Genomic DNA, 22,292 nt, shown 5'->3' on the forward strand with positions numbered 1-22,292 from the left:
ATGGCATCGTCGCATGATTCGCACAAGGTCATTGCCATTCTGTCGGGTTTCATGAAAATGGGGGTTCCTGGGGGAGACGATGATCGATCAAAGCGCGCTGCTAGAGACCTTGCTGGAGACGATCCGTGACGCCGTCGTTGTGTGCGACGCCGAGCGACGTCTGGTGCGTGTCAACAAGGCCTTCGAGGTGATGACCGGCCACTCGACCGAGGGGCTGGTCGAAGGCGACGATCGCTTCGCCAGCGTCGCCCGCAAATCCTTGCTCGAGGCGGTCTCGGCCAAGGGTGGGCGCTGGCAGGGCAATGTCGCTTGCGTCGGCGGCACCGAGAAGGCGGTGGTGATCAGCACCTCGGCCGTCAACGGGCCGGGAACCGACTTTCCCTGTTATTACCTGGGGCTGGTCCGCTTGGCCGCCGATGCCGCGCGCGACACCGGCGAGCAGCGTTTCGGCCACGACCAGCTGACCGGCCTGCCCAACCGCGACATCTTCGGCGACCGCGTCGATCGCGCCGTGCTGACCTGCAATCGCGTCGGCGGTTCGGTCGCGCTGCTGATGATGGGCCTGGACCGCTTCACCATGGTCAACGACGCGCTGGGCCATGCCGCCGGCGACCGTTTGCTGATCGAGGTGTCCAACCGTCTGCGCCACTGCATCCGCGAGACCGACACCGTGGTCCGTCTTGACGGCGACAAGTTCGCCATGGTGATGACCATCGCCGACATGGACGACAGCGTCATCGTCGCCGAGAAGGTGCTGCATTCCATCAAGCAGCCTTTCGCGATGGATGGGCAAGAGGTGGTGGTGACCTTCTCGATCGGTATCGCGCTGTTCCCGCAGGATGCGCCCGACGCCTCGGGGCTGGTCAAGCAGGCGGAAAACGCGCTGCATCACGCCAAGGTGTCGGGGCGCAACCAGTACCAGTTCTTCTCGAAGGACATGAACCGCAAGGCCAAGGTCCGCCTGGATCTGGAATCGCGGATGCGCCGGGCCCTGGTCAACGAGGAATTCACCGTTTTCTATCAGCCCAAGGTGTCGGCCGACGACGATCGTCTGGTCGGGGCCGAGGCGCTGGTGCGCTGGATCGATCCCGACAAGGGCATGATCGGCCCCGGCGAATTCATCCCCGTCGCCGAGGAAACCGGCCTGATCGAGCAGATCGGCTCGTGGGTGCTGCGCCGCTCGTGCGAGCAGACCATCGGCTGGCAGAAGATGGGCTTAAGCCCGGTCAAGGTGTCGGTCAACGTTTCGGCCCGTCAGTTCCGCTCGCGCGCCTTCATCGACATCGTCACCGGGGTCCTGGGCGATACCGGCCTAGACCCCAAGTGGCTGGAACTGGAAATCACCGAAAGCATGCTGATGAACGACGTCGAATCGGCGGTGCGCAAGATGGGCGCCATTCGCGATCTGGGCGTCGGCCTGTCCATCGACGATTTCGGCACCGGCTATTCGTCGCTGTCCTATCTGGGGCGCTTTCCCATCACCACCTTGAAGATCGACCGCGCCTTCATCGCCGACGTCGATACAAACCCCAAGACCGCCGAGATCGCCCGGGCCATCATCGGCCTGTCGCAGGGCCTGAACCTGGAAGTAGTGGCCGAAGGCTGCGAGATATCCGAGCATGTCGCCTTCCTCAAGGAACATGGCTGCTCGACCATCCAGGGGTACTATTACTCCAAGCCAGTGCCGGCCGAACAATTCCAGCAGATGCTGCAGGCCGGGCGCGTTCCCCGCCCGAAAGACTGATATCTTTCGGTACCATAGCCGACATTTCAATCTCTGCGCGTAAATACCAGAGCGGTGGAGTCGGATAACCCCTTACGGATTGTGGGGTTGTTGACCAAAGTCAAACCGCCTACCCTAACGCAGTGGCACTGTTCAGCCTGTCGGGTCCTTCTGGGGAGTGGGACCTTGAATGTGAGGCAGAGCGATGACGGGACCCTTATCCCGCCGGGCCCTTTTCGGACGGTCCGACGATCGCAGTGAACAGAGTGAGTTGCGACCGAAGGTGGCGGTCGTGGCGGCGGGCTGTCTGGCCGTCCGCGGCGTCACCTGTGTCGCCTGCGCCGATCCTTGCGAGCCCCGCGCCCTTCGCATCCGCCCCATGCTGGGCGGTCGCGCCATGCCGATGATCGATGCCGCCACCTGCACCGGCTGCGGCGACTGCCTGGCGGTCTGCCCGGTGGGTGCGCTTTCCCTGCAACCGGTGGATCCCGCCGCATCGGAGATAAAATCATGCGCATGAATGCCTTTGTGGCCCGCGAGCGCGCGGCGCCGCCGGTCGAACCCGTCAATATCTGCGGCGTGCTGGTGCACGCCCAACCTGATCAAAGGGTGGCCGTCAAGGCCGCCCTGGAAGAATTGCCCGGAACCGAGGTCCATACCATGACCGACGAGGGCAAATTGATCGTCGTCGTCGAGGACGCCGACGGCCAGTGGGCGAGTGAGACCATCACCCGCTTTTACGACGTCGAGGGAATCCTGTCGGTGGCCCTCGTTTACCATCATTTCGATAATGAGCTGGAAGGGGAGATCGTTCCATGAGCCTCAGCAGGCGCGACTTCATCAAGGCCAATGCGGCCGCCGCGACCGCGGCCGCCGCTGGCATCGCGGTGCCCGCAGTGGCGCAGCCGGCCAAGGCCAACATCCGCTGGGACAAGGGCGTGTGCCGGTTCTGCGGGACCGGTTGCGGCGTGCTGGTCGGCGTGCAGGACGGACGGGTGGTCGCCACCCAGGGCGATCCCGACGCTCCGGTCAACCGTGGCCTGAACTGCATCAAGGGCTATTTCCTGTCCAAGATCATGTATGGCAACGACCGTCTGACCAAGCCGCTGTTGCGCATGAAGAACGGCAAGTTCGACAAGAACGGCGAGTTCGCGCCGATCTCGTGGGACCAGGCCTTCGACATCATGGCCGAGAAGTGGAAGGAACAGCTGAAGAAGCCCGACGGTCAGACCCGGGTCGGCATGTTCGCCTCGGGCCAGTGGACCATCTGGGAAGGCTATGCCGCCGTCAAGCTGATGAAGGGCGGTTTCAGGTCCAACAACATCGATCCCAACGCGCGCCATTGCATGGCCTCGGCGGTGACCGGCTTCATGCGCACCTTCGGCATCGACGAGCCGATGGGCTGCTATGATGACATCGAGCATGCCGACGCCTTCGTGCTGTGGGGCTCGAACATGGCCGAGATGCATCCGATCTTGTGGTCGCGCCTGACCGATAGGCGCCTGACCCACGAAGGCTGCAAGGTCGCCGTGCTGTCGACCTATGAACACAAATCGTTCGACCTGGCCGATATCCCGATGGTGTTCACGCCCAACACCGACCTGGCCATCTTGAACTTCATCTGCAACTACATCATCCAGACCGGCGCGGTGAACAAGGCGTTCGTCGATAAGGCGGTCAACTTCAAGAAGGGCGTTACCGACATCGGCTTCGGCCTGCGCCCGACCCATCCGCTGGAGCAGGCGGCCGGCAATAACGGCTATGGCGAAGGCAAGGGCGACCCCAACAAGGTCGAGAACTTCACCTTCGACGAGTTCAAGGCCTTTGTGTCGGAATACACCGTCGAAAAGGTGTCGAAGCTGTCGGGCGTGCCCGAAGACAAGCTGATCGCCATGGCCAAGCTCTATGCCGATCCCAAGGTCAAGGTCACCTCGTTCTGGACCATGGGCTTCAACCAGCATACGCGCGGCACGTGGGTCAACAACATGATCTACAACGTGCATCTGCTGGTCGGAAAGATTTCCGAACCCGGCAACAGCCCGTTCTCGCTGACCGGCCAACCCTCGGCCTGCGGCACCGCCCGCGAGGTCGGCACCTTCGCCCATCGTCTGCCCGCCGACATGGTGGTGATGAACGAAGGCCACCGCAAGGCCACCGAGGAAATCTGGAAGCTGCCGCCCGGCACGCTGAACCCCAAGATCGGTTATCACGCCGTGCTGCAGCATCGCATGCTGAAGGATGGCAAGCTGAACGCCTATTGGGTGATGTGCACCAACAACATGCAGACCGCCCCCAACATGAACGAGGAAGGCTATCCGGGTTATCGGAACCCCGAGGCGTTCGTGGTGGTGTCCGATCCCTATCCCACCGTCACCGCGCTGTCGGCCGACCTGATCCTGCCCACCGCCATGTGGATGGAGAAGGAAGGCGCCTACGGCAACGCCGAGCGCCGCACCCAATTCTGGCGCCAGCAGGTCAAGGCCCCGGGCGAGGCCCGGTCCGACCTGTGGCAGATGATGGAATTCGCCAAGCGCTTCAAGATGGAGGAGGTCTGGCCGGCCGAATTGCTGGACAAGGCGCCGCAATACAAGGGCAAGACCGTCTTCGACGTGATGTTCGCCAACGGCACCGTCAACAAGTTCCCGTTGTCCGACCTGCAGGCCGGCCACGACAACGACGAGAGCAAGGCGTTCGGCTTCTATGCCCAGAAGGGCCTGTTCGAGGAATATGCCGCCTTCGGTCGTGGCCATGCGCACGATCTTGGGCCGTTCGACCTGTACCACAAGTCGCGCGGCCTGCGTTGGCCGGTGGTCGATGGCAAGGAAACCCTGTGGCGCTTCCGCGAGGGCTACGACCCCTATGTCAAGGCCGGCGAGGGGGTCAAGTTCTACGGCAAGCCCGACGGCAAGGCGTGGATCATCGCCCTGCCTTACCAGGACCCGCCGGAAAAGCCGGATGCCGAGTTCAATCTGTGGCTGTGCACAGGCCGCGTGCTGGAACATTGGCATTCGGGCTCGATGACCCGGCGCGTGCCGGAACTGCACAAGGCGGTTCCCAACGCGGTGTGCTTCATGCACCCCAACGACGCCAAGAGCAGGAATCTGCGCAACGGCGACGTCGTCAAGGTCAAGAGCCGGCGCGGCGAAATCAACCTGCGTCTGGATACGCGCGGCCGCAACCGCGTGCCGGAAGGGCTGATCTTCGTTCCGTTCTTCGATGAAAGCATCCTGGTCAACAAGCTGACCCTGGATGCCACCTGCCCGATCTCGAAAGAGACCGACTTCAAGAAGTGCGCGGTCAAGGTCGAGAAGGCCTAGCTCGCGCGTGGTGATCAAGGGGGCCGCTCGCGGGCGGGCGGCCCCGGCCCGGATGAGGTGACGATGACGGACAAGGGCAAGCATACGGGCGCGGTCAGCCGGCGAGGTCTTCTCGCCCAGACCGTGCGCGCGGCCTGCGGGGCGGGGGTTCTTGCCCTGCTTCTGGCCGTGCCTGCCCGTAAGCGGGCCGAAGCCGTCGCGTTGCGTCCTCCGGGGGCGATCGCCGCCGATGATTTCCTGTCGGCCTGCGTTCGCTGCGGTTTGTGCGTCCGTGATTGCCCCTACGATACCCTGAAATTGTCCGATATCGGCGACGGCCAGCCCTTGGGCACGCCGTTCTACAACGCCCGCTCGGTGCCGTGCGAGATGTGCGAGCACATCCCCTGCGTCACCGCCTGCCCGACCGGCGCCCTGGACAAAAGCCTGACCGACATCCGAGACGCCCGCATGGGCACGGCGGTCCTGGTCGGCCAGGAAACCTGCCTGAATTTCCTGGGCTTACGCTGTGACGTCTGTTACCGCGTCTGCCCCCTGATCGACCAGGCCATCACCCTGGAACGCCATCACAACGAGCGGACCGGCAAGCACGCCATGTTCATTCCCACTGTGCACACCGACAAGTGCACCGGCTGCGGCAAGTGCGAGAAGGGCTGCGTGCTGGACGAGGCGGCGATCCGGGTGCTGCCGCACAATCTGGCGGTGGGCGTCTTGGGTGCCCATTACCGCCTGGGTTGGAAGGAAAAGGAAAAGGCCGGAAAGTCGCTGATCGACGGCATCATCGACCTTCCCGACCGTATGCCCGAACCGCCGGCGGCGATGCCCAGCCCCGAGCGTCTGCCCGGCGGCGGCTTCAAGGAGTTCAAGCCATGAGCGCCGAACTCCACCCCGGCCGCACCAAAGCCCTGTCCCAAGGCTGGCTGGCCGCCCACAAATGGCTGCTGGCCCGCCGTTTGGCCCAATTCGGCTTCCTGGCCCTGTTCCTGACCGGCCCGCTGTTCGGCCTGTGGATCACCAAGGGCACGCTGGCCGCCAGCCTGACCCTGAACGTCCTGCCGTTGGCCGACCCGATGATGGTGGCCCAGGCTTTCCTGGCGCGCCATGTCGTCGAAACCAGTGCCTTGGTGGGCGCCGCCATCGTGCTGGTGGCCTATGGCCTGGTGGGTGGGCGGACCTATTGTTCGTGGGTGTGCCCGGTCAATGTGGTGACCGATCTGGCCGCCTGGCTGCGCGCCCGCTTCGGCCTCAAGGAAGGCTGGAGCCTGGACCGGCGCACCCGCTTCGTCGTCCTGGGCGGCGTCCTGGTCGCCTCGGCGGCCACCGGCACCATCGCCTGGGAATTCGTCAACCCCGTCACCATCCTGCATCGCGGTCTGGTCTATGGCGGATTGTTCACCGCTGGATCGGCGCTCTTGGTGACGCTGGCCTTGTTCCTGTTCGACTTGGGCGTGGCCTCACGGGGCTGGTGCACCCATCTGTGCCCGGTCGGCGCCTTCTATGGCCTGCTGGGCAGCCGCAGCCTGGTGCGGGTCACGGCAAGGCGTCGCGACGCCTGCGACAATTGCATGGAATGCTTCGCCGTGTGCCCCGAGCGACATGTGATCGCCCCGGCACTGCGCGGCAAGTCGGCCGGTGCCGGCCCGGTGATCACTTCCCGCGACTGTACCAATTGCGGGCGGTGCATCGATGTCTGCGCCAAGAATGTTTTCGAGTTCGGGACCCGCTTTCGCAACGGTTTGGACGATGTCGATCACATCGTGCCGCCGGCGAAGGAAGGACCCGGGAATGTCGCGCGGGCGGGCTGAGATGGCCGACGCCCAAGGAAATGGAAGTTCTGGAAGGGGAGTGACCGCTGTGAAAATCAAGATCATGGCCATCGCCGTCGCCCTGGGGCTCGCCCTGGGTCAGGTTGCAGGTTTCAAAGACGCCGTGGCGGCCGATGTGCGGGCGCTCCGGGACTCGCCGGTCAGCGCGCCGGACAAGGCGCCCGACGTCTACAAGGTGCAAGACGGCGTCAAGCACGAACGCGCCTATCGGCAGCAGCCGCCGTTGGTGCCGCATGCCACCGAGAAGTACGAGATCGACCTGAAGGTCAATCAGTGCCTGCGTTGCCACGAATGGCCCTATTCCGACCAGGAAAAGGCGCCGAAGATTTCCGACCTCCACTACATCGACCGCAATGGCGTCCGTCAGGATACCGTCAACGGCAACCGCTATTTCTGCACGCAGTGCCATGTGTCGCAGGTCGATGCCAAGCCGCTGGTGGAAAACAAGTTCCAGCCCGCGGTCACGGGCCGCTGATACCCTTCGAGAGTAGGAAAGGATCACGGCCATGAGCAACGACACCGACGGCAAACAGCCCAGCCTGATGTGCCAGGCGTGGGAATTGCTGCGAAAGCCCACCGGCCGCTGGTCGCTGGGAGCCATCCTGATCGTCGGCTTCGCCACCGGCATCATCTTCTGGGGCGGCTTCAACTGGGCGATGGAACTGACCAACACCGAGGCGTTCTGCCTGTCCTGTCACGAGATGGAGCAAAACGTCTATCGCGAGTATCGCGGCACCATCCACGACCAGAACCGCTCGGGCGTGCGGGCGACCTGCCCGGACTGCCACGTTCCGAAGCCGTGGGTCTACAAGATAAAGCGCAAGATCCAGGCCTCGAACGAGGTGCTGCATAAGATCCTGGGCTCGATCGACACCCGCGAGAAGTTCGAGGCCAAGCGCCTGGACCTGGCCAAGAATGTCTGGCTGGCGATGAAGGAGACGGATTCGCGGGAATGCCGCAACTGTCACACCTTCAGCGCCTTCGACCTGAGCCGTCAGCAAAAGCGCGCCCAGATCCGCCACGACGAGGCCGTCGAGGAAGGCAAGACCTGTATCGACTGCCACAAGGGCGTCGCTCACAAGCTGCCCGACGGTGCCTTCAACGCCGAGCGCGAGATGAACGAGACCTGGAACGCCGTCCACAAGAAGAAGTAAGGCGGTGAAAGAAAAGGGGCGCTCCGGGTGACCGGGGCGCCCCATTCCTTTTAGGCAAATGAAAGGCTCAGGCTGCGTTCCAGCTGATGCCGAACGAGCCCAGGGTCTTGGAAAGCAGGGCGATCTTCTTGGCCCGGTCCTCGCCCGAGGCACCGGCGACATATTCGCTCAGGAAGGTGGGATCGCGCAGATAGGTCTGCAGGACCGGCCCGACCGCCGCCAGCGGCTCGCCCTCGATGAAGGTGCCCTTGCGGGCCAGATCGACCAGGGTCAGAACCTTCTGAGCCGCACCGCCGCCCTTTTTCTCGATCTGCTCGAACAGGCGGGCGCGCTTCAGCAGTTCCATCTGGGCCTGCTCGACCTTGGCCATGGCCGGATACTTCTCGTTCTCCGGCAGCCACGACCCCTTCAGCGCCTTGTAGATGGTGGTCAGGGTCTGCATTTTCGGCACCGGCGGTTCCGGGCCGCCGATGGTGCGCGGCACGAAATCCTGGTCGCCGAAATAATGGTCGATGAAGGTCTTCAGCGTGTTGCGGTTGGTCGGTCCGATGGCCAGGGTGGTCAGGGTCATCAGATAGGCCAGCCGGTCGGCGACCACCTTGCGCTCGCGCAGCAGGTCGGTGACGCCTTCGGTGGTGATCCAGCGGTTCTGGCGGCGTTCCAGATTGCCGACGGTCTTGGCCCCGCCGCAGATGTCGCCGCCGTTCCACAATTTGCGGAACATGTCGAAGATCGCCTGGATTTCGATTTCCGGCTCGGCCGAGCGCAGCGGGTCCTTGGCCGCCAGCGTGCGCAGCAGGCCGTATTCGACGGAATTGCGGCAGTTGGGGGCGACGCCGCTGGCGATCAGGGCGTTGATTTCGCTCATGACCGGGGCGGCGGTCTCGCGCACCTGCAAGGCGCCGCGCCACAAGTCGGCCAAATCGGTACAACGGTCTTCCAGACGGTCGGCGAAGCCCAGCAACTGGTCCAGCGCCTGGTCCGACCGTAAGGTCTCGGCCAGCCACGGTTCCATGAAGGTGAACAGTGGGGTTCCCTTGGTCTGGCTCAGCAGGGCGACCAGGGTGGTCGCCTTGTCGCGCCAAGTCTTTTGCTGGAACAGGACTTCGGTCAGCAGGCGGCCGATCTGGTGGTCGCGCTCGGCCCCCGAGGCGCGCACGGCCTCGACCTGCTTCAGGAAGGTGGCGGCGGTAACGCTGGGGACCGGCTTTTCCTTGTCCTCGTCCCACGCCTTGCGAACGCCGGTGCTGACCAGCGTGTGCAGTTCCTTGACCCGGGTGGCGGCGCTGACATTCTTGGCCTTGGCCTGCAGGGTGCCGACCTTATCGACGGCATTCATCAGCACGCGGCCGGAATCGCTCAGGCGCTTCAGATACTTGGAGGAATGAACCAACTCAGACGGCGTGATGACCAGCGGGTCAAGAAAACTGCCGAGATAACGGCCCATCATCTCGCGGGCGGCGACGCTCGCGAAATCCTCGATGTTGGTGCAATAGGACCGCTCGACAACGTCCCCGGAGGCATCGTTGTTGTCGTCCTTTACTGGATTGTTCATGTCCGTCCGCCCAGGCCTTCTCTCCTGGGTCCCCAATGTGCACAGTCTTAAGACTAACGCAAAACTTTTTCCCAAAAAACAGGTTTAGGCCCTAGGCGACGTGATGTCGACCGTCAGTTCGCCCACACCTTCGACACTGCCGACAAGGTGGTCGCCGGGGTGCACCGGGCCGACCCCTTCCGGGGTTCCGGTATAGATCAGATCGCCGGCCGACAGGTGGTAGTACTGCGACAAATGGGCGATGATTTCCGGGATCGACCAGATCATGTCGGCGATGTCGCCCTTTTGACGGATCTCGCCATTGACCTTCAGGCCGATGGCCCCGGTCATGATCGGCTGGCTGGCCTTGATGATCGGTGTGATCGGGGCCGAGAACTCGAACGACTTGCCCAGGTCCCACGGGCGGCCCTTGTCGCGGGCGGCGAATTGCAGGTCGCGCCGGGTCATGTCCAGGCCGACGGCATGGCCGAAGACCGCCTTGGCGGCGGCTTCGGGGCCGGCCTGATAGACCGAGGCCCCCAGTGCGACCACCAACTCGATCTCGTGATGCAGGTTGGCGGTGGCCGGCGCATAGGGGATGGCGCCGCCGCCGGGTACCAGGCAGTCGGGCGATTTCGAGAAATAGAAGGGCGGCTCGCGGTTGGGGTCCGACCCCATCTCACGCGCATGGCCGGCATAGTTGCGGCCGACGCAGAACACCCGGCGGACCGGATAAAGGGCGGTTTCACCCACCACCGGCACGGCCGGTTGGGCAAGCGGAAACAGAAGTGCGGTCATCCCAGGCTCCCGGTCTGGTGGTGCCCCAGGATGCACCCGACCGCGCGGAAGGACAATCCCCGTCGCTGTGGGGTTCGTGTTGCATCGCCATGGTAATACGCACTAAAGTACCGATTTAACGGCGGCCAACGCCGAGCAATAATGTCCGCCTCCGACCAGGAGGCGAAGGGGCCGATCCGAGCCCCGATCGTGGAGGCAACAGCGCCCGGCGAAGACGGGCCGGTCTAGGAGTAGGGACGACATGGATTCCAAACCCGTTTCCCGCAGGACGATCCTGCAGGGTGCCGCCGTGGCCGGTCTGGCCGGGGCTTCCGGCTTCGTGCCGACCAAGTTCGCCATCGGCAACACCGCCAAGGTCAAGGTCGGCATCATGCTGCCCTATTCCGGCACCTATGCCGGCCTGGGCGAGGCGATCACCAACGGCATGAAGATGGCCATCGCCGAAAAGGGTGGCAAGCTGGGCGGCCGCGACATCGAATATGTCGCCGTCGATGACGAATCCGATCCGGCCAAGGCGCCCGAGAACGCCAACAAGCTGGTGACCGGCGAGAAGGTCGATTTCGTGGTCGGCACCGTCCATTCCGGCGTCGCCATGGGCATGGTCAAGGTGACCAAGCAGTCGGGCACCATCACCATCATCCCCAATGCCGGCGCCAACGCCGCCACCGGGCCGATGTGCTCGCCCAACATCTTCCGCACCTCGTTCTCGAACTGGCAGACCACCTTCCCGCTGGGCAAGGTCGCCATCGAGAAGGGCTACAAGAACGTCGTCACCATGACGTGGAAGTACGCCGCCGGCGAAGAGATGATTGGCGCCTTCGAGGAACATTTCACCAGCCGCGGCGGCCGCATCGCCCGTCAGATCCTGGTGCCGTTCCCCAATGTCGAGTTCCAGGCCAACCTGACCGAGATCGCGGCCTTGAAGCCCGATGCGGTGATGTGCTTCTTCGCCGGTGCCGGCGCCTTGAAGTTCGTCAAGGATTACGCCGCCGCCGGTCTGAAGGGCATTCCGCTGATCGGCCCAGGCTTCCTGACCGACGGCGTGCTGAAGGGCCAGGGCGAGGCGGCGGAAGGCATCCTGACCACGCTGCATTACGCCGACAACCTGGACACGCCGGTCAACAAGACCTTCCGCGCCGCTTATGAAAAGCAGTTCGGCAAGGGTGCTGACGTCTATGCCGTGCAGGGATATGACGCCGGCCAGTTGCTGGTCCAGTCGATGGCTGCCGTGAAGGGCGACACCTCGGCCCAGCCGGCCCTGATCGCGGCGATGGAAAAGGCCGAGATCAAGAGCCCGCGCGGCAATTTCACCTTCTCGAAGGCCCACAACCCGATCCAGGACATCTATCTGCGCGAGGTCAAGAACGGCCAGGAAATGGTGCTGGGAGTGGCCCAAAAGGGCCTGATCGACCCGGCACGCGGCTGCATGGCCGTCTAACGGACAGGATTTGCCCGCCGCCGTTCCGCAAAGGATCGGCGGCGGTTTTCTTCAAAGGGTGGGCAAAAACCATATGGATGTTTGGTTCTTCCTGATCCAGGCGCTGAACGGGGTCCAGTACGGATTGCTGCTGTTCCTGGTGGCCAGCGGACTGACCCTGATCTTCGGGATCATGGGCATCATCAACCTGGCCCATGGTTCGTTCTACATGCTGGGCGCCTATACCGCCTATTGGCTGGCCTTGAAGACCGGCTCGCTGCTGGCGGCTTTGGTCTTGTCGCTGCCCATTGCCGCTCTGGTCGGCTTTGGCATCGAAACGCTGCTGGTGCGTGCCCTTTACAAGCGCGACCATCTGGATCAGGTCCTGCTGACCTATGGCCTGATCTTGGTGTTCAACGAGGCGCAGAAGCTGATCTGGGGCTCGGATGTCCATGCCGTCGCTATGCCGGCGGTGCTGAATTGGTCGTTTCCGCTGACCGACAATTTGTCCTATCCCATCTATCGCCTGGTCATTTCCGCCGTCTGCGCCGTCGTGGCGCTGGGCATGTGGTGGGTGATCGCCAAGACTCGCTTCGGCATGTGGGTCCGGGCCGGGGCAAGCAACCGCGAGATGGTCCAGGCCCTGGGCATCAACGTCAAACTGCTATTCGGGCTGGTCTTCGCCATCGGCGCCGCCCTGGCCGGCCTGGCCGGCGCCATCGCCGCCCCGGTCAGTTCGGTCTATCCCGGCATGGGTGATTCCGTGCTGATCTTGTGTTTCGTGGTGGTGGTGATCGGCGGCGTCGGCTCGGTCAAGGGTGCCTTTCTGGGCGCCATCCTGATCGGCCTGGCCGACACCTTCGGCCGGGTGCTGGTGCCCGACTTCGCCAGCTTCTCGGTCTATGCGGTGATGGCGGCGGTGCTGCTGTGGAAGCCCAAGGGGCTGTTCGCATGAGCCGGCTGCCTCGCCCCGTCGCCATTGCGCTTCTGGCCCTGGTGGTCCTGCTGGCGGCCTATCCGCTGTATGGCGCCTGGCTGTTTCCGGCCAAGCACGCCTTCCTGATGCAAAAGATCACCGGCATCATGATCCTGGCCATCATGGCCATGAGCCTGGACCTGTTGGTCGGCATCGCCGGCATGGTCAGCCTGGGCCATGCCGCCTTTTTCGGCCTGGGCGGCTATATGCTGGCGATCCTGTCGCCCGAATACGAGGCGGCCAACATCTGGATCGTCCTGCCGGCCGCCTTGGCAATTGTGGCCGCAGTGGCGGCCATCATCGGCGCGCTTTCGATCCGCACCACCGGCATCTCGTTCATCATGATCACCCTGGCCTTCGGGCAGATGGGCTTCTACTTCTTCAATGATTCGCGCCTGGCCGGCGGATCGGATGGCGCCTACATCTACGTCATGCCGGCGGTCGAGATCGCCGGCATCAGCCTGATGAACCTGGAAAACAAGCTGGTGTTCTATTACCTGGTTTTCGGCCTGTTCATCGGCGCCTATCTGCTGTTGAAGGTGCTGCTGGCCTCGCCGTTCGGCCGGGTGGTCCAGGCCATCGGCGTCAACGAGAGCCGGGTCAAGGGCCTGGGCTTCAATCCCGACCATTACAAGCTGGTGGCCTTCGTCATCGGCGCCACCATCGCTGGCCTGGCCGGCTTCCTGGGCGCCGCCCAATACGGCTTCGTCAATCCGGCGATGCTGTCGTGGCACCAGTCGGGCACCGCCCTGGTGATGGTGATCCTGGGCGGCATGGGCACCATCTTTGGCCCGGCCTTGGGCGCCTTCGTGCTGGAACTGGCCCGGATGGGCTTCGAGGGCATGACCGAGCATTGGCTGCTGCCGATGGGCCTGTTCGTCATCGCCGTGGTGTTGCTGCTGCCCAAGGGGCTGGCCGGGCTGCTGCTGCAATTGGGCGCCAAGCCGGCGCCCGAGCCGGAGGACGAGGCATGAGCGCCCCCAAATCCTCCCCCGAATCCTCCATCGTTCTGGAAACCCGCGAGCTGACCAAGGCGTTCGGCGGCCTGGTGGCGGTCAATTCGGTGTCGATCGTGGTGCGCGAGGGCGAGCCCCACGCGGTGATCGGTCCCAACGGCGCCGGCAAAAGCACCTTCGTCAACCTGCTGACCGGGCATCTGCCGGCCTCGGGCGGGCAGGTGCTGTTTCGCGGTCGCGACATCACCAGCCTGCCGGCGCATCGCATCAGCCGGCTGGGCATCGGGCGCAGCTATCAGAAGACCAACATCTTCCCGACCTTTACGGTGTTCGAGAATTGCCGCCTGGCGGCGCAGTCGCGGCTGTCAAGCTCGATGCGCTTCTTCCGTCCGGCCCGCGCCCTGGCCGACGTCAATGCCCGTGCCGAACGGGCGATGGAGCTGGCCGGGCTGGCGGCGCGTTCGGGCCGGGTCGCCGGCACCATGTCCTATGGCGAGCAACGCCAGTTGGAAATCGCCATGGTGCTGGCCACCGGCCCCGACGTGCTGGTGCTGGACGAGCCGCTGGCCGGTATGGGCCGGGAAGAAAGCGAGCGGATGGTCACCCTTCTCAAGGGGCTGGCCGCCCAGTACACCCTGGTCCTGGTCGAGCACGACATGGATGCGGTGTTCAGCCTGGCCCACACCTTGACGGTGATGGTCAACGGCACGCTGCTGGAAAGTGGCCCGGTCGACGTGGTGCGCGCCTCGCAGGCGGTGCAGGACGCCTATCTCGGTGACGGGGCGGAGGCCTATTGACCATGATCGTCGCCAAGGGCATCCACACCTTCTACGGCAACAGCCACATCCTGCATGGCGTGGATTTTTCCGTCGCCAAGGGCGAGACGGTGGCCCTGATGGGCCGCAATGGCATGGGTAAATCGACCCTGCTGAAATCGATCCTGGGGCTGGTCAGCCCCAAGCAGGGCAGTGTCACCATCGCGGGCACCGACATGACCGGGGCCCAGACCCACGCCATCATGCGCAAGGGCATCGCCTATGTCCCGGAAGGGCGCGGCATCTTCCCCAACCTGAATGTCCGGGAAAATCTGGTGATGGCGGCGCGCCCGGGCATCGGGGGCCGGCGCGACTGGACCTATGAGCGCGTGCTGGACACCTTCCCGCGCCTGGCCGAGCGGCTGGACAACATGGGCAACCACCTGTCGGGCGGCGAGCAGCAGATGCTGTCCATCGGTCGCGCCCTGATGACCAATCCCGACCTGTTGATCCTGGACGAGGCCACCGAAGGCCTGGCGCCGCTGATCCGCCGCGAGATCTGGCACACCATCCGCACCATCAAGGACAGCGGCATCGCCAGCATCATCGTCGACAAGAACGTCCATGTGCTGCTGGGCCTGGCCGAACGCCATGTCATCCTGGTCAAGGGCCGCATCGTTTATGACGGCGGGCCGCAGGCCCTGAAGGACGATCCCGAAATCCTGAAACGCCATATCGGACTGTAGACCATGAGCGTACCGGACCTGATCAGCCTGATCGCCCCGATCGCCGAGTTCTGTGCCGGCAAGGATGTCGATACCGCCCTGATGGCTGAACTGAACCGGCGCTTCCCCGGCGACGGCCCCGATTTCGCCGCCATCGCCGCCTGCCTGGCCGAGGGCATCGATGCCGGGGATTTCTGCGGCAAGGAAGCTGGCGGCATCCGTTTTTCGCGTCCGGCCAAGCCGTCTGCGGCCACCTTCGAATTCTCGGTCGACGTGGTCGCCTATGGCGATCTGGCCGGGCCGCACCACATTCACCCCACCGGCGAGATCGACATGATCGTGCCGGTGGACGAAGCCGCCACCTTCGACGGCCATGGCCGCGGCTGGCTGGTCCATGGCCCGGGTTCGGGCCATCGGCCGACCATCGCCGGCGGCATGGCCATCGTTCTTTACCTGCTGCCGCAGGGGGCAATTCAGTTCACTGGCGCGTGAGACGACCGCAAAACCAACGAAGAACGGCCGCCACGCCCTCATGGGAGAGGGAACATCCGAGATGACCAACGCCACCGCGTCGCACGTCGTGACCGAGCCGAAGCCGCTGGAACTGCCGCGCGCCTATAACGCCGCCACCCATTTCATCGACCGCCACCTGGCCGAGGGCCGAGGCGCCAAGGCCGCCTATATCGATGTCGGCGGCACGCACTCCTATTCCGACCTGGCCGGGCGGGTCAACCGCGCCGGCAACGCCTTGCGGGGCCTGGGTCTGGAGATGGAAAACCGCATCGCCATGATCATGCTGGACACCATCGACTTCCCGGCGGTGTTCTGGGGCGCCATCAAGGCCGGCATCGTGCCGATCCCCTTGAACACCCTGCTGACCACCAAGGATTACGGCTATATGCTGGCCGACAGCCGCGCCCGCGTGCTGGTGGTGTCGGAAGCCCTGCTGGACAAGGTGACGCCGATCCTGGCCGATCTGCCGTTCCTGAAGCAGGTGGTGGTGTCGGGCGCCGATGCCCACGGCCATGTGCTGCTGTCGGACCTGACCGCCAAGGCCGGCGCCCATCTGGAACCCGCGCCCACCACCAGCGACGACGTCGCCTTCTGGCTTTATTCGTCGGGCTCGACCGGGGCGCCCAAGGGCGCGGTGCACCTGCAGCGCGATCTGGCCGCCACCGCCCATTTCTACGGAGACGGCGTGCTGGGCATCCGCGAGGACGATCTGTGCTTCTCGGCCGCCAAGCTGTTCTTCGCCTACGGCCTGGGCAACGGCATGACCTTCCCGCTGCATGTGGGCGCCACCACCATCCTGCTGGCCGACCGGCCGACGCCGGAATCGGTGATGGCCATCTTGAAGGACCATCAGCCGACCCTGTTCTTCGGCGTGCCGACCTTGTACGGCACCATCCTGGCCGATCCTTCGAACCGCCGCGAAACCGCGTCTTTGCGCATGCGGGCCTGCGTATCCGCCGGCGAGGCGTTGCCGGAAGACGTCGGCAAGCGCTGGCAGGAACGCTTCGGCGCCGAGATCCTGGACGGGCTGGGCAGTACCGAGATGCTGCATATCTTCCTGTCCAACCGCCATGGCGAGGTGCGCTACGGCACCTCGGGCAAGCCGGTGCCCGGCTACGCCATGAAGATCGTCGGCGATGACGGCCGCGAGGTGCCCCAGGGCGAGATGGGCGAACTGGTGGTCAATGGCCCCAGCGCGGCGGTCGCCTATTGGAACCAGCGCGAAAAGAGCATGGCCACCTTCCGCGGTGCCTGGACCCATACCGGCGACAAGTACTATGTCGATGACGAGGGCTATTACCGCTATGCCGGGCGCGGCGACGACATGCTGAAGGTCGGCGGCATCTGGGTGTCGCCGTTCGAGGTGGAAGCCGCCCTGATCGCCAACGAGAAGGTGCTGGAAGCCGCTGTGGTCGGTTTCCCCGACGGCGAGGGGCTGATCAAGCCCAAGGCCTTCGTGGTGCTGCAATCGGGCCTGAACGGCGGCGAGGCGCTGGTCGAGGAATTGCAGGCCTTCGTCAAGGCCCGGCTGGCGCCCTATAAGTATCCGCGCTGGATCGAGTTCGTCGAGACCCTGCCCAAGACCGCCACCGGCAAGATCCAAAGGTTCAAGCTGAGGACCAAGTGATTGCCTGAGTTTCCGTCACTCCCGCGAAGGCGGGAGTCCACGTCGAAGCCTGGAATCCGTGTCATGCATGGATTCCCGCCTTCGCGGGAATGACGCGGGGGCGGGATGGCTGAAATGGGTGCCGACGTTTTGAATGTCGGCGGCGTTTCCCTGGAAACCCGCCGCATCGGGGGCGATCCGGCCCGCCCGACCCTGGTGCTGCTGCACGAGGGGCTGGGCTCGGTGTCGCTGTGGCGGGACTTTCCCGACCAACTGGCCGCCGTAACCGGTCACCCGGTCCTGGCCTTCAGCCGGGCCGGCTATGGCCGCTCGGACCCGGTCGATCTGCCGCGACCGCTGGATTACATGCAGCGCGAGGGCAGGGACGTCCTGCCCCGTCTGCTCGATGCCGCCGGCCTGGACCGGGTGGTGCTGGTCGGCCATTCGGACGGCGCCTCGATCGCCCTGGTTCATGCCGGCAGCAGCGCCGGGACGCGGGTCGAAAAGGTGGTGGTGATGGCGCCCCACACCTTCGTCGAACCCATCTGCCTGACCAGCATCCGGGCCGCGCGTGAGGCCTATCTGAACAGCGACCTACGGGACAGATTGCAGCGCCATCACGGCGCCAATACCGATTGCGCCTTTTGGGGCTGGAACGATTCCTGGCTGGCCCCCGATTTCGTCCATTGGGATATTCGCGGCTTCCTGCCCGCCGTCGGGGTGCCGGTGCTGGTGATCCAGGGCCAGGACGACGAATACGGCACCATCTTGCAGGTCGATGCCATCCGGGGTGCGGTGCCGGGCGGGGCCGCCACCTTGCTGCTGCCCGATTGCGGTCATTCGCCGCATCGCGATCAGCCCGGTGCGGTGCTGGCCGCCATCGGCGCCTTCCTGCGCTGATCCCCCCATTCCACAAACGAAAAAGGCCGCCGGACAAGCCGGCGGCCAAGTTTTCTTCGAAGATTGATTGGAGCGTCGCTGCCCTTAGTGGGCGGCGGCACCCTCGGCACCCAGGCCGGTCTCGGACCGGATGGCCTGCGCCGGGTAAGCGGCACGCTCCTTCTGACCACGCTCGCTGTTGTCCATGATGGAGAACACGTAGCAGGCCAGGAAGGCGGCGGGCATGGTGAACAGGGTCGGGTACACGAACGGGAAGATCGGGTCCTTGAAGCCGAAGCTCGAAACCCAAACCACCTTCGACAGGATCACGCAACCGACCGAGCCGACCAGACCGATGTAACCGCCGATGACGGCGCCACGGGTGGTCAGCGACTTCGAGAACATCGACATGACCAGCACCGGGAAGGTGGCGGACGCGGCGATGGAGAAGGTCAGGGCGACGATGAACGCGACGTTCTGCTTCTCGAAGATCACGCCCAGGATCACGGCGATGACGCCGAGGCCCAGCGAGGCGAACTTCGACACCATGACTTCGGTGCCTTCCGTGGACCTGCCACGGGCGAACACCGACGCATAAAGGTCGTGCGAGATGGCCGAGGCGCCAGCCAGGGTCAGACCCGACACCACCGCGAGGATGGTGGCGAACGCGACCGCCGAGATGAAGCCCAGGAACAGGTTGCCGCCGATGGCGTGGGCCAGCCACACCGCGGCCATGTTGTTGCCGCCCTTCAGATCCAGCTTGCCGGCGGTGATGATGTATTCCGGGTTGGTCAGCACCATGGTGATGGCGCCGAAGCCGATGATGAAGGTCAGGATGTAGAAGTAACCGATGAAGCCGGTGGCGTAGAAGACCGACTTACGGGCTTCCTTGGCATTCGGCACGGTGAAGAAGCGCATCAGGATGTGCGGCAGACCAGCGGTGCCGAACATCAGGGTCAGACCCAGCGAGATGGCGTCAACCGGGTTGGTCACCAGCGAGCCCGGGGCCATGATGGCGCCCTTCTTCGGGTGAACTTCCACGGCCTTGGTGAACAGAGCCTCGAACGAGAAGCCGAAGTTCGACAGCACGCCCAGAGCGATGAAGGTAGCACCACCCAGCAGCATGCAGGCCTTGATGATCTGCACCCAGGTGGTGGCGGTCATGCCGCCGAAGGTCACGTAGACCATCATCAGCGCGCCGACGACGATCACCGCCATCAGGTAGTCCAGACCGAACAGCAGCTTGATCAACTGACCCGCACCGACCATCTGGCCGATCAGGTAGAAGATCACGACGATCAGGGCGCCGGTGGCCGAGAAGATACGGACCGGGCCCTGGGCCAGACGATAGGACGCCACGTCGGCGAAGGTGTACTTGCCGAGGTTGCGCAGGCGTTCGGCGATCAGGAACAGGATGATCGGCCAACCGACCAGCCAGCCCACCGAGAAGATCAGGCCGTCAAAGCCCGAGCCGTACACCAGGGCGGAAATACCCAGGAACGAGGCGGCCGACATATAGTCGCCGGCGATGGCCAGACCGTTCTGGAAGCCGGTGATGCCGCCACCGGCGGCGTAGAAGTCGGCAGCGGTCTTGTTCTTCTTGGCGGCCCAGTAGGTGATGCCCAGGGTGATGCCCACGAAGATCACGAACATGACGATCGCGTGCCAGTTGGTTTCCTGCTTTTGCGCGTTGCCGAGATCGGCACCGGCGGCGAAAGCGGCGGTAGCGGCCAGGGTCCCGCAGACAGCGAGAAGGGCCGCGAGAGCGAGCTTCTTGTAATTCATTAGCGGGCTTCCTCGAGGATCTGGCGGTTCAGTTCGTCGAACTCGGTGTTGGCGCGACGGACATAGATACCGGTCAGCGCGATCGCCGACAGGATGACGCCGACGCCGATCGGGAAACCGACGGTGGTGACGCCGCCGGACAGCGACTGTCCGAGGAACGACTTGCCATAGGCGATCAGCAGGATGAAGCCGAAATAGATGGCCAGCATGACCACCGACAGGGTCCAGGAGAACGCGGTGCGCTTCTTCACCAGTTCCTGGAACTTCGGATTGGCCGTGATCTTGTCATGGGTGACTTGGCAATGTTGGGCTTGTTTCACTTTGACCCTCCACAATTTGTGCCGCCTTGGCCGAGGCCGACGGCTTGTCGTTTTGGTCGCCGGTCTTGGTGCCGGCTCGAACCATCTTTTTCCCGCATCGCCGGCCAAAGGGGCATGGCGGACCTATGCGTCCACGGCATATCCCCCCAGCTTGCGCGGGGCATTAGACGTCATTAGCATTGGTGCACATTGACGTCAACAGCATACGCGTGTTTCTGCAGTGCAAAAGAAGGACACCTTTCCGTCATGAAAGTTTTCATCCGTTACGAAATATAAGAGCGTTCGAAGTAAATGGTGTTTTCGTTACGGTTGTGTTTAGTTGATGGGCAGTAGGCACTTGCGGCACAATTTTGTTACTGGTTTTTTTCCATGTTGCATGGCAATACACGGCCCTGTGTCTTCTCTTTCGACACTTTTGGGTGGGGCGGAATGGGGTGGGGGATGACTTCGACCGTGCAATTTATCGGTTGCGCCGCTAGAAACCGCCATTATGGTGAACTTCCATGAATGACATTGGCGCCCTGGCGAGAATCGACAGTTTCCCGTATCAGCACCGTCTGCGCGAGGTGATGAGTACCCCTGTCTTGACCGGTTCCGAAACCATGAGTTTGGAACAGGCGGTCAAGGCGATGTACCAGGCCAAGGTGTCGTCGATCGTCGCCGTCGATGATCGCGGCCGCTGCCTGGGGATCCTGACCGAGCGCGACCTGTTGCGCATCCTGTCCGGTCAAGGAATGGCCGGAATGGATGCCAGCCTGGGCGCGGTGATGACCCGCCCGGTGGCGGCGGTCCCCGGCGACGCCTTCGTCTATGTGGCGCTGGCCAAGATGAACCGGCTGGGCTTGCGCCATCTGGTGGTGGTCGATGAAGTCAACCGCCCGATCGGCATGATCACCGGCCGCGCCCTGTTGAAGGTCCGGGCCACCGATGCCCTGGCCATCGGCGATTCGGTGCACGAGGCCAAGGGCGCCGACGACATGCGGGCCGCCATGGCGGCGTTGCCCGGTCTGGCCCGGTCGCTGCTGGCCGAGGGTGTGTCGGCCCGCAATATCGGTTCGGTGATTTCGCTGGTGGTGCGCGACCTGACGGCGCGGGCCACCGAACTGGCCGAGGCCAGTATGGCCGAGGATGGATGGGGCGCGGCGCCGGCCGCCTATGCCATGCTGGTGCTGGGTTCGGGCGGTCGCGGCGAAAGCCTGTTGGTGTTCGACCAGGACAACGCCATCGTCCATCGCGGCAGCACCGCCGACGACGTGTGGTTCGCCGAGCTGGGCAAGCGCGTCAACGAGATGTTGAACCTGGCCGGCATTCCGTTGTGCGACGGCGGGGTCATGGCGCGCGAGCCGAAATGGCGGAAAAGCCTCGAGGAATGGAAGGACGAGGTCCACTCCTGGGTCTATTCGGTCGAGAACCAGACCGTGATGTATTGCGACATCTTCTTCGATTTCCAGCCGGTGTGGGGCGACCGCGACCTGGCCGAGGAATTGCGGGTCTACGCCATCGAGAAGGCGTCGCAATCGGGCTTCTTCATGCAGTATCTGGCCCAGCACGTCGCCAAGATGGATGTCGCCACCGGCCTGTTCGGCGGCTTCATCACCAAGCAGGGCCGTCTGAACGTCAAGAAGTTCGCCTTGCTGCCGCTGGTGTCGGCGGCACGCTTTCGCGCCATCCGCGCCCATGTTCTGGCCACCGGCACCGACGAACGCTATACCGCGCTGAAGGACCAGGACCTGCTGCACGAGGACGATTGGCGCGACCTGCTGGAAATCCGCGAGATCGCCTTTCGCATCATGCTGGAGCAGCAACTGGCCGATTTGGCGGCGGGCATCCCGGCCTCGGCCAAGGTCGATCCCAAGCGCTTGCCCAAGCGCTTGCGCGAAAGGCTGCGCTGGGCGTTCAAGCGCCTGAAGACCCTGAAATACATCTGCGGCGTCGGCGGCGGCTAAGGGCGGGGAAAAGTCCCTCGCTTCGCTCGGTGTACTTTTCCCCGAGAATTTAAACGGAGAAAAAT

21 protein-coding genes are annotated in these 22,292 nt (G+C 64.0%); 17 read left to right on the forward strand and 4 right to left on the reverse strand.

Translation table 11 applies throughout. The annotated features are described in order from the left end of the window. The first annotated feature begins 79 nt into the window (after window positions 1–79). The 8 genes from A6A05_RS02510 (at window position 80) to A6A05_RS02545 (ending at window position 8,017) form a co-directional block, all read left to right on the forward strand. Window positions 80–1,744 (forward strand): EAL domain-containing protein, encoded by a 1,665-nt coding sequence (locus A6A05_RS02510; protein ID WP_068497133.1) that lies wholly within the window; start codon window positions 80–82, stop codon window positions 1,742–1,744. Between the two features lie 271 nt (window positions 1,745–2,015). After that, window positions 2,016–2,243 (forward strand): 4Fe-4S dicluster domain-containing protein, encoded by a 228-nt coding sequence (locus tag A6A05_RS02515; RefSeq protein ID WP_245644156.1) that lies wholly within the window; start codon window positions 2,016–2,018, stop codon window positions 2,241–2,243. Then, on the forward strand, window positions 2,234–2,542 hold the full coding sequence (locus A6A05_RS02520; RefSeq protein ID WP_068497139.1) for a chaperone NapD: 309 nt from the start codon (window positions 2,234–2,236) through the stop codon (window positions 2,540–2,542). The genes A6A05_RS02515 and A6A05_RS02520 overlap by 10 nt, the downstream gene beginning before the upstream one ends. Next, window positions 2,539–5,040: a nitrate reductase catalytic subunit NapA gene (gene napA, locus A6A05_RS02525; protein ID WP_068497140.1), complete on the forward strand. Its 2,502-nt coding sequence runs from the start codon at window positions 2,539–2,541 to the stop codon at window positions 5,038–5,040. Before A6A05_RS02520 ends, napA begins: the two co-directional genes overlap by 4 nt. 63 nt (window positions 5,041–5,103) lie before the next feature. Next, window positions 5,104–5,910 carry a ferredoxin-type protein NapG gene (napG, locus tag A6A05_RS02530; protein WP_068497142.1) on the forward strand — a complete coding sequence of 269 codons (807 nt, stop codon included), beginning with the start codon at window positions 5,104–5,106 and terminating at the stop codon, window positions 5,908–5,910. Further along, window positions 5,907–6,842, forward strand: a complete 936-nt coding sequence (napH, locus tag A6A05_RS02535; protein WP_068497143.1) for a quinol dehydrogenase ferredoxin subunit NapH — start codon at window positions 5,907–5,909, stop codon at window positions 6,840–6,842. Before napG ends, napH begins: the two co-directional genes overlap by 4 nt. A 40-nt stretch (window positions 6,843–6,882) precedes the next feature. Further along, entirely contained in the window at window positions 6,883–7,338 is a 456-nt protein-coding gene (locus A6A05_RS02540) for a nitrate reductase cytochrome c-type subunit (RefSeq protein ID WP_245644158.1), read from the forward strand. 31 nt (window positions 7,339–7,369) lie between these two features. After that, window positions 7,370–8,017 carry a NapC/NirT family cytochrome c gene (locus A6A05_RS02545; protein ID WP_068497145.1) on the forward strand — a complete coding sequence of 216 codons (648 nt, stop codon included), beginning with the start codon at window positions 7,370–7,372 and terminating at the stop codon, window positions 8,015–8,017. Between the two features lie 67 nt (window positions 8,018–8,084). Here the strand turns inward: A6A05_RS02545 and A6A05_RS02550 are convergent, their stop codons facing one another. Both A6A05_RS02550 and A6A05_RS02555 read right to left on the reverse strand, forming a co-directional pair. Continuing rightward, a complete protein-coding gene (locus tag A6A05_RS02550; protein WP_068497147.1) occupies window positions 8,085–9,572 on the reverse strand; it encodes a hypothetical protein in 1,488 nt (495 codons plus the stop codon). Between the two features lie 84 nt (window positions 9,573–9,656). Beyond that, on the reverse strand, window positions 9,657–10,349 hold the full coding sequence (locus tag A6A05_RS02555) for a fumarylacetoacetate hydrolase family protein (RefSeq protein WP_068497150.1): 693 nt from the start codon (window positions 10,347–10,349) through the stop codon (window positions 9,657–9,659). 241 nt (window positions 10,350–10,590) lie between these two features. On the opposite strand from A6A05_RS02555, the gene A6A05_RS02560 reads away from it, so the two are divergent. The 8 genes from A6A05_RS02560 to A6A05_RS02595 all read left to right on the forward strand — a co-directional run bounded on the left by A6A05_RS02560 (window position 10,591) and on the right by A6A05_RS02595 (window position 18,197). After that, window positions 10,591–11,787 (forward strand): ABC transporter substrate-binding protein, encoded by a 1,197-nt coding sequence (locus A6A05_RS02560; protein WP_068497152.1) that lies wholly within the window; start codon window positions 10,591–10,593, stop codon window positions 11,785–11,787. Window positions 11,788–11,860: 73 nt separating this feature from the next. Next, on the forward strand, window positions 11,861–12,721 hold the full coding sequence (locus A6A05_RS02565) for a branched-chain amino acid ABC transporter permease (protein ID WP_068497153.1): 861 nt from the start codon (window positions 11,861–11,863) through the stop codon (window positions 12,719–12,721). After that, window positions 12,718–13,716 carry a branched-chain amino acid ABC transporter permease gene (locus tag A6A05_RS02570; protein ID WP_068497155.1) on the forward strand — a complete coding sequence of 333 codons (999 nt, stop codon included), beginning with the start codon at window positions 12,718–12,720 and terminating at the stop codon, window positions 13,714–13,716. Before A6A05_RS02565 ends, A6A05_RS02570 begins: the two co-directional genes overlap by 4 nt. Further along, on the forward strand, window positions 13,713–14,495 hold the full coding sequence (locus tag A6A05_RS02575; RefSeq protein WP_068497158.1) for an ABC transporter ATP-binding protein: 783 nt from the start codon (window positions 13,713–13,715) through the stop codon (window positions 14,493–14,495). The genes A6A05_RS02570 and A6A05_RS02575 overlap by 4 nt, the downstream gene beginning before the upstream one ends. 2 nt (window positions 14,496–14,497) lie before the next feature. Continuing rightward, window positions 14,498–15,199 carry an ABC transporter ATP-binding protein gene (locus A6A05_RS02580; protein WP_068497160.1) on the forward strand — a complete coding sequence of 234 codons (702 nt, stop codon included), beginning with the start codon at window positions 14,498–14,500 and terminating at the stop codon, window positions 15,197–15,199. 3 nt (window positions 15,200–15,202) lie between these two features. Then, a complete protein-coding gene (locus A6A05_RS02585; protein ID WP_068497162.1) occupies window positions 15,203–15,670 on the forward strand; it encodes a 4-hydroxylaminobenzoate lyase in 468 nt (155 codons plus the stop codon). 61 nt (window positions 15,671–15,731) lie between these two features. Then, a complete protein-coding gene (locus A6A05_RS02590; protein ID WP_068497164.1) occupies window positions 15,732–17,318 on the forward strand; it encodes a benzoate-CoA ligase family protein in 1,587 nt (528 codons plus the stop codon). Window positions 17,319–17,432: 114 nt separating this feature from the next. Continuing rightward, window positions 17,433–18,197 carry an alpha/beta fold hydrolase gene (locus A6A05_RS02595; RefSeq protein WP_245644160.1) on the forward strand — a complete coding sequence of 255 codons (765 nt, stop codon included), beginning with the start codon at window positions 17,433–17,435 and terminating at the stop codon, window positions 18,195–18,197. 84 nt (window positions 18,198–18,281) lie between these two features. Here A6A05_RS02595 and A6A05_RS02600 read toward each other — a convergent pair whose 3' ends face one another. Both A6A05_RS02600 and A6A05_RS02605 read right to left on the reverse strand, forming a co-directional pair. Next, window positions 18,282–19,961: a cation acetate symporter gene (locus A6A05_RS02600; RefSeq protein ID WP_068497167.1), complete on the reverse strand. Its 1,680-nt coding sequence runs from the start codon at window positions 19,959–19,961 to the stop codon at window positions 18,282–18,284. After that, complete coding sequence (locus A6A05_RS02605) at window positions 19,961–20,281, reverse strand: DUF485 domain-containing protein (protein WP_068497169.1); 321 nt, start codon at window positions 20,279–20,281, stop codon at window positions 19,961–19,963. Before A6A05_RS02605 ends, A6A05_RS02600 begins: the two co-directional genes overlap by 1 nt. Window positions 20,282–20,784: 503 nt before the next feature. Here A6A05_RS02605 and A6A05_RS02610 point away from each other — a divergent pair. Continuing rightward, window positions 20,785–22,227, forward strand: a complete 1,443-nt coding sequence (locus A6A05_RS02610) for a DUF294 nucleotidyltransferase-like domain-containing protein (RefSeq protein WP_068497171.1) — start codon at window positions 20,785–20,787, stop codon at window positions 22,225–22,227. The last annotated feature ends 65 nt before the right edge of the window (window positions 22,228–22,292 follow it).

Origin of the sequence: Magnetospirillum moscoviense (genome assembly GCF_001650635.1) — a bacterium.
Lineage (GTDB): Bacteria > Pseudomonadota > Alphaproteobacteria > Rhodospirillales > Magnetospirillaceae > Magnetospirillum > Magnetospirillum moscoviense.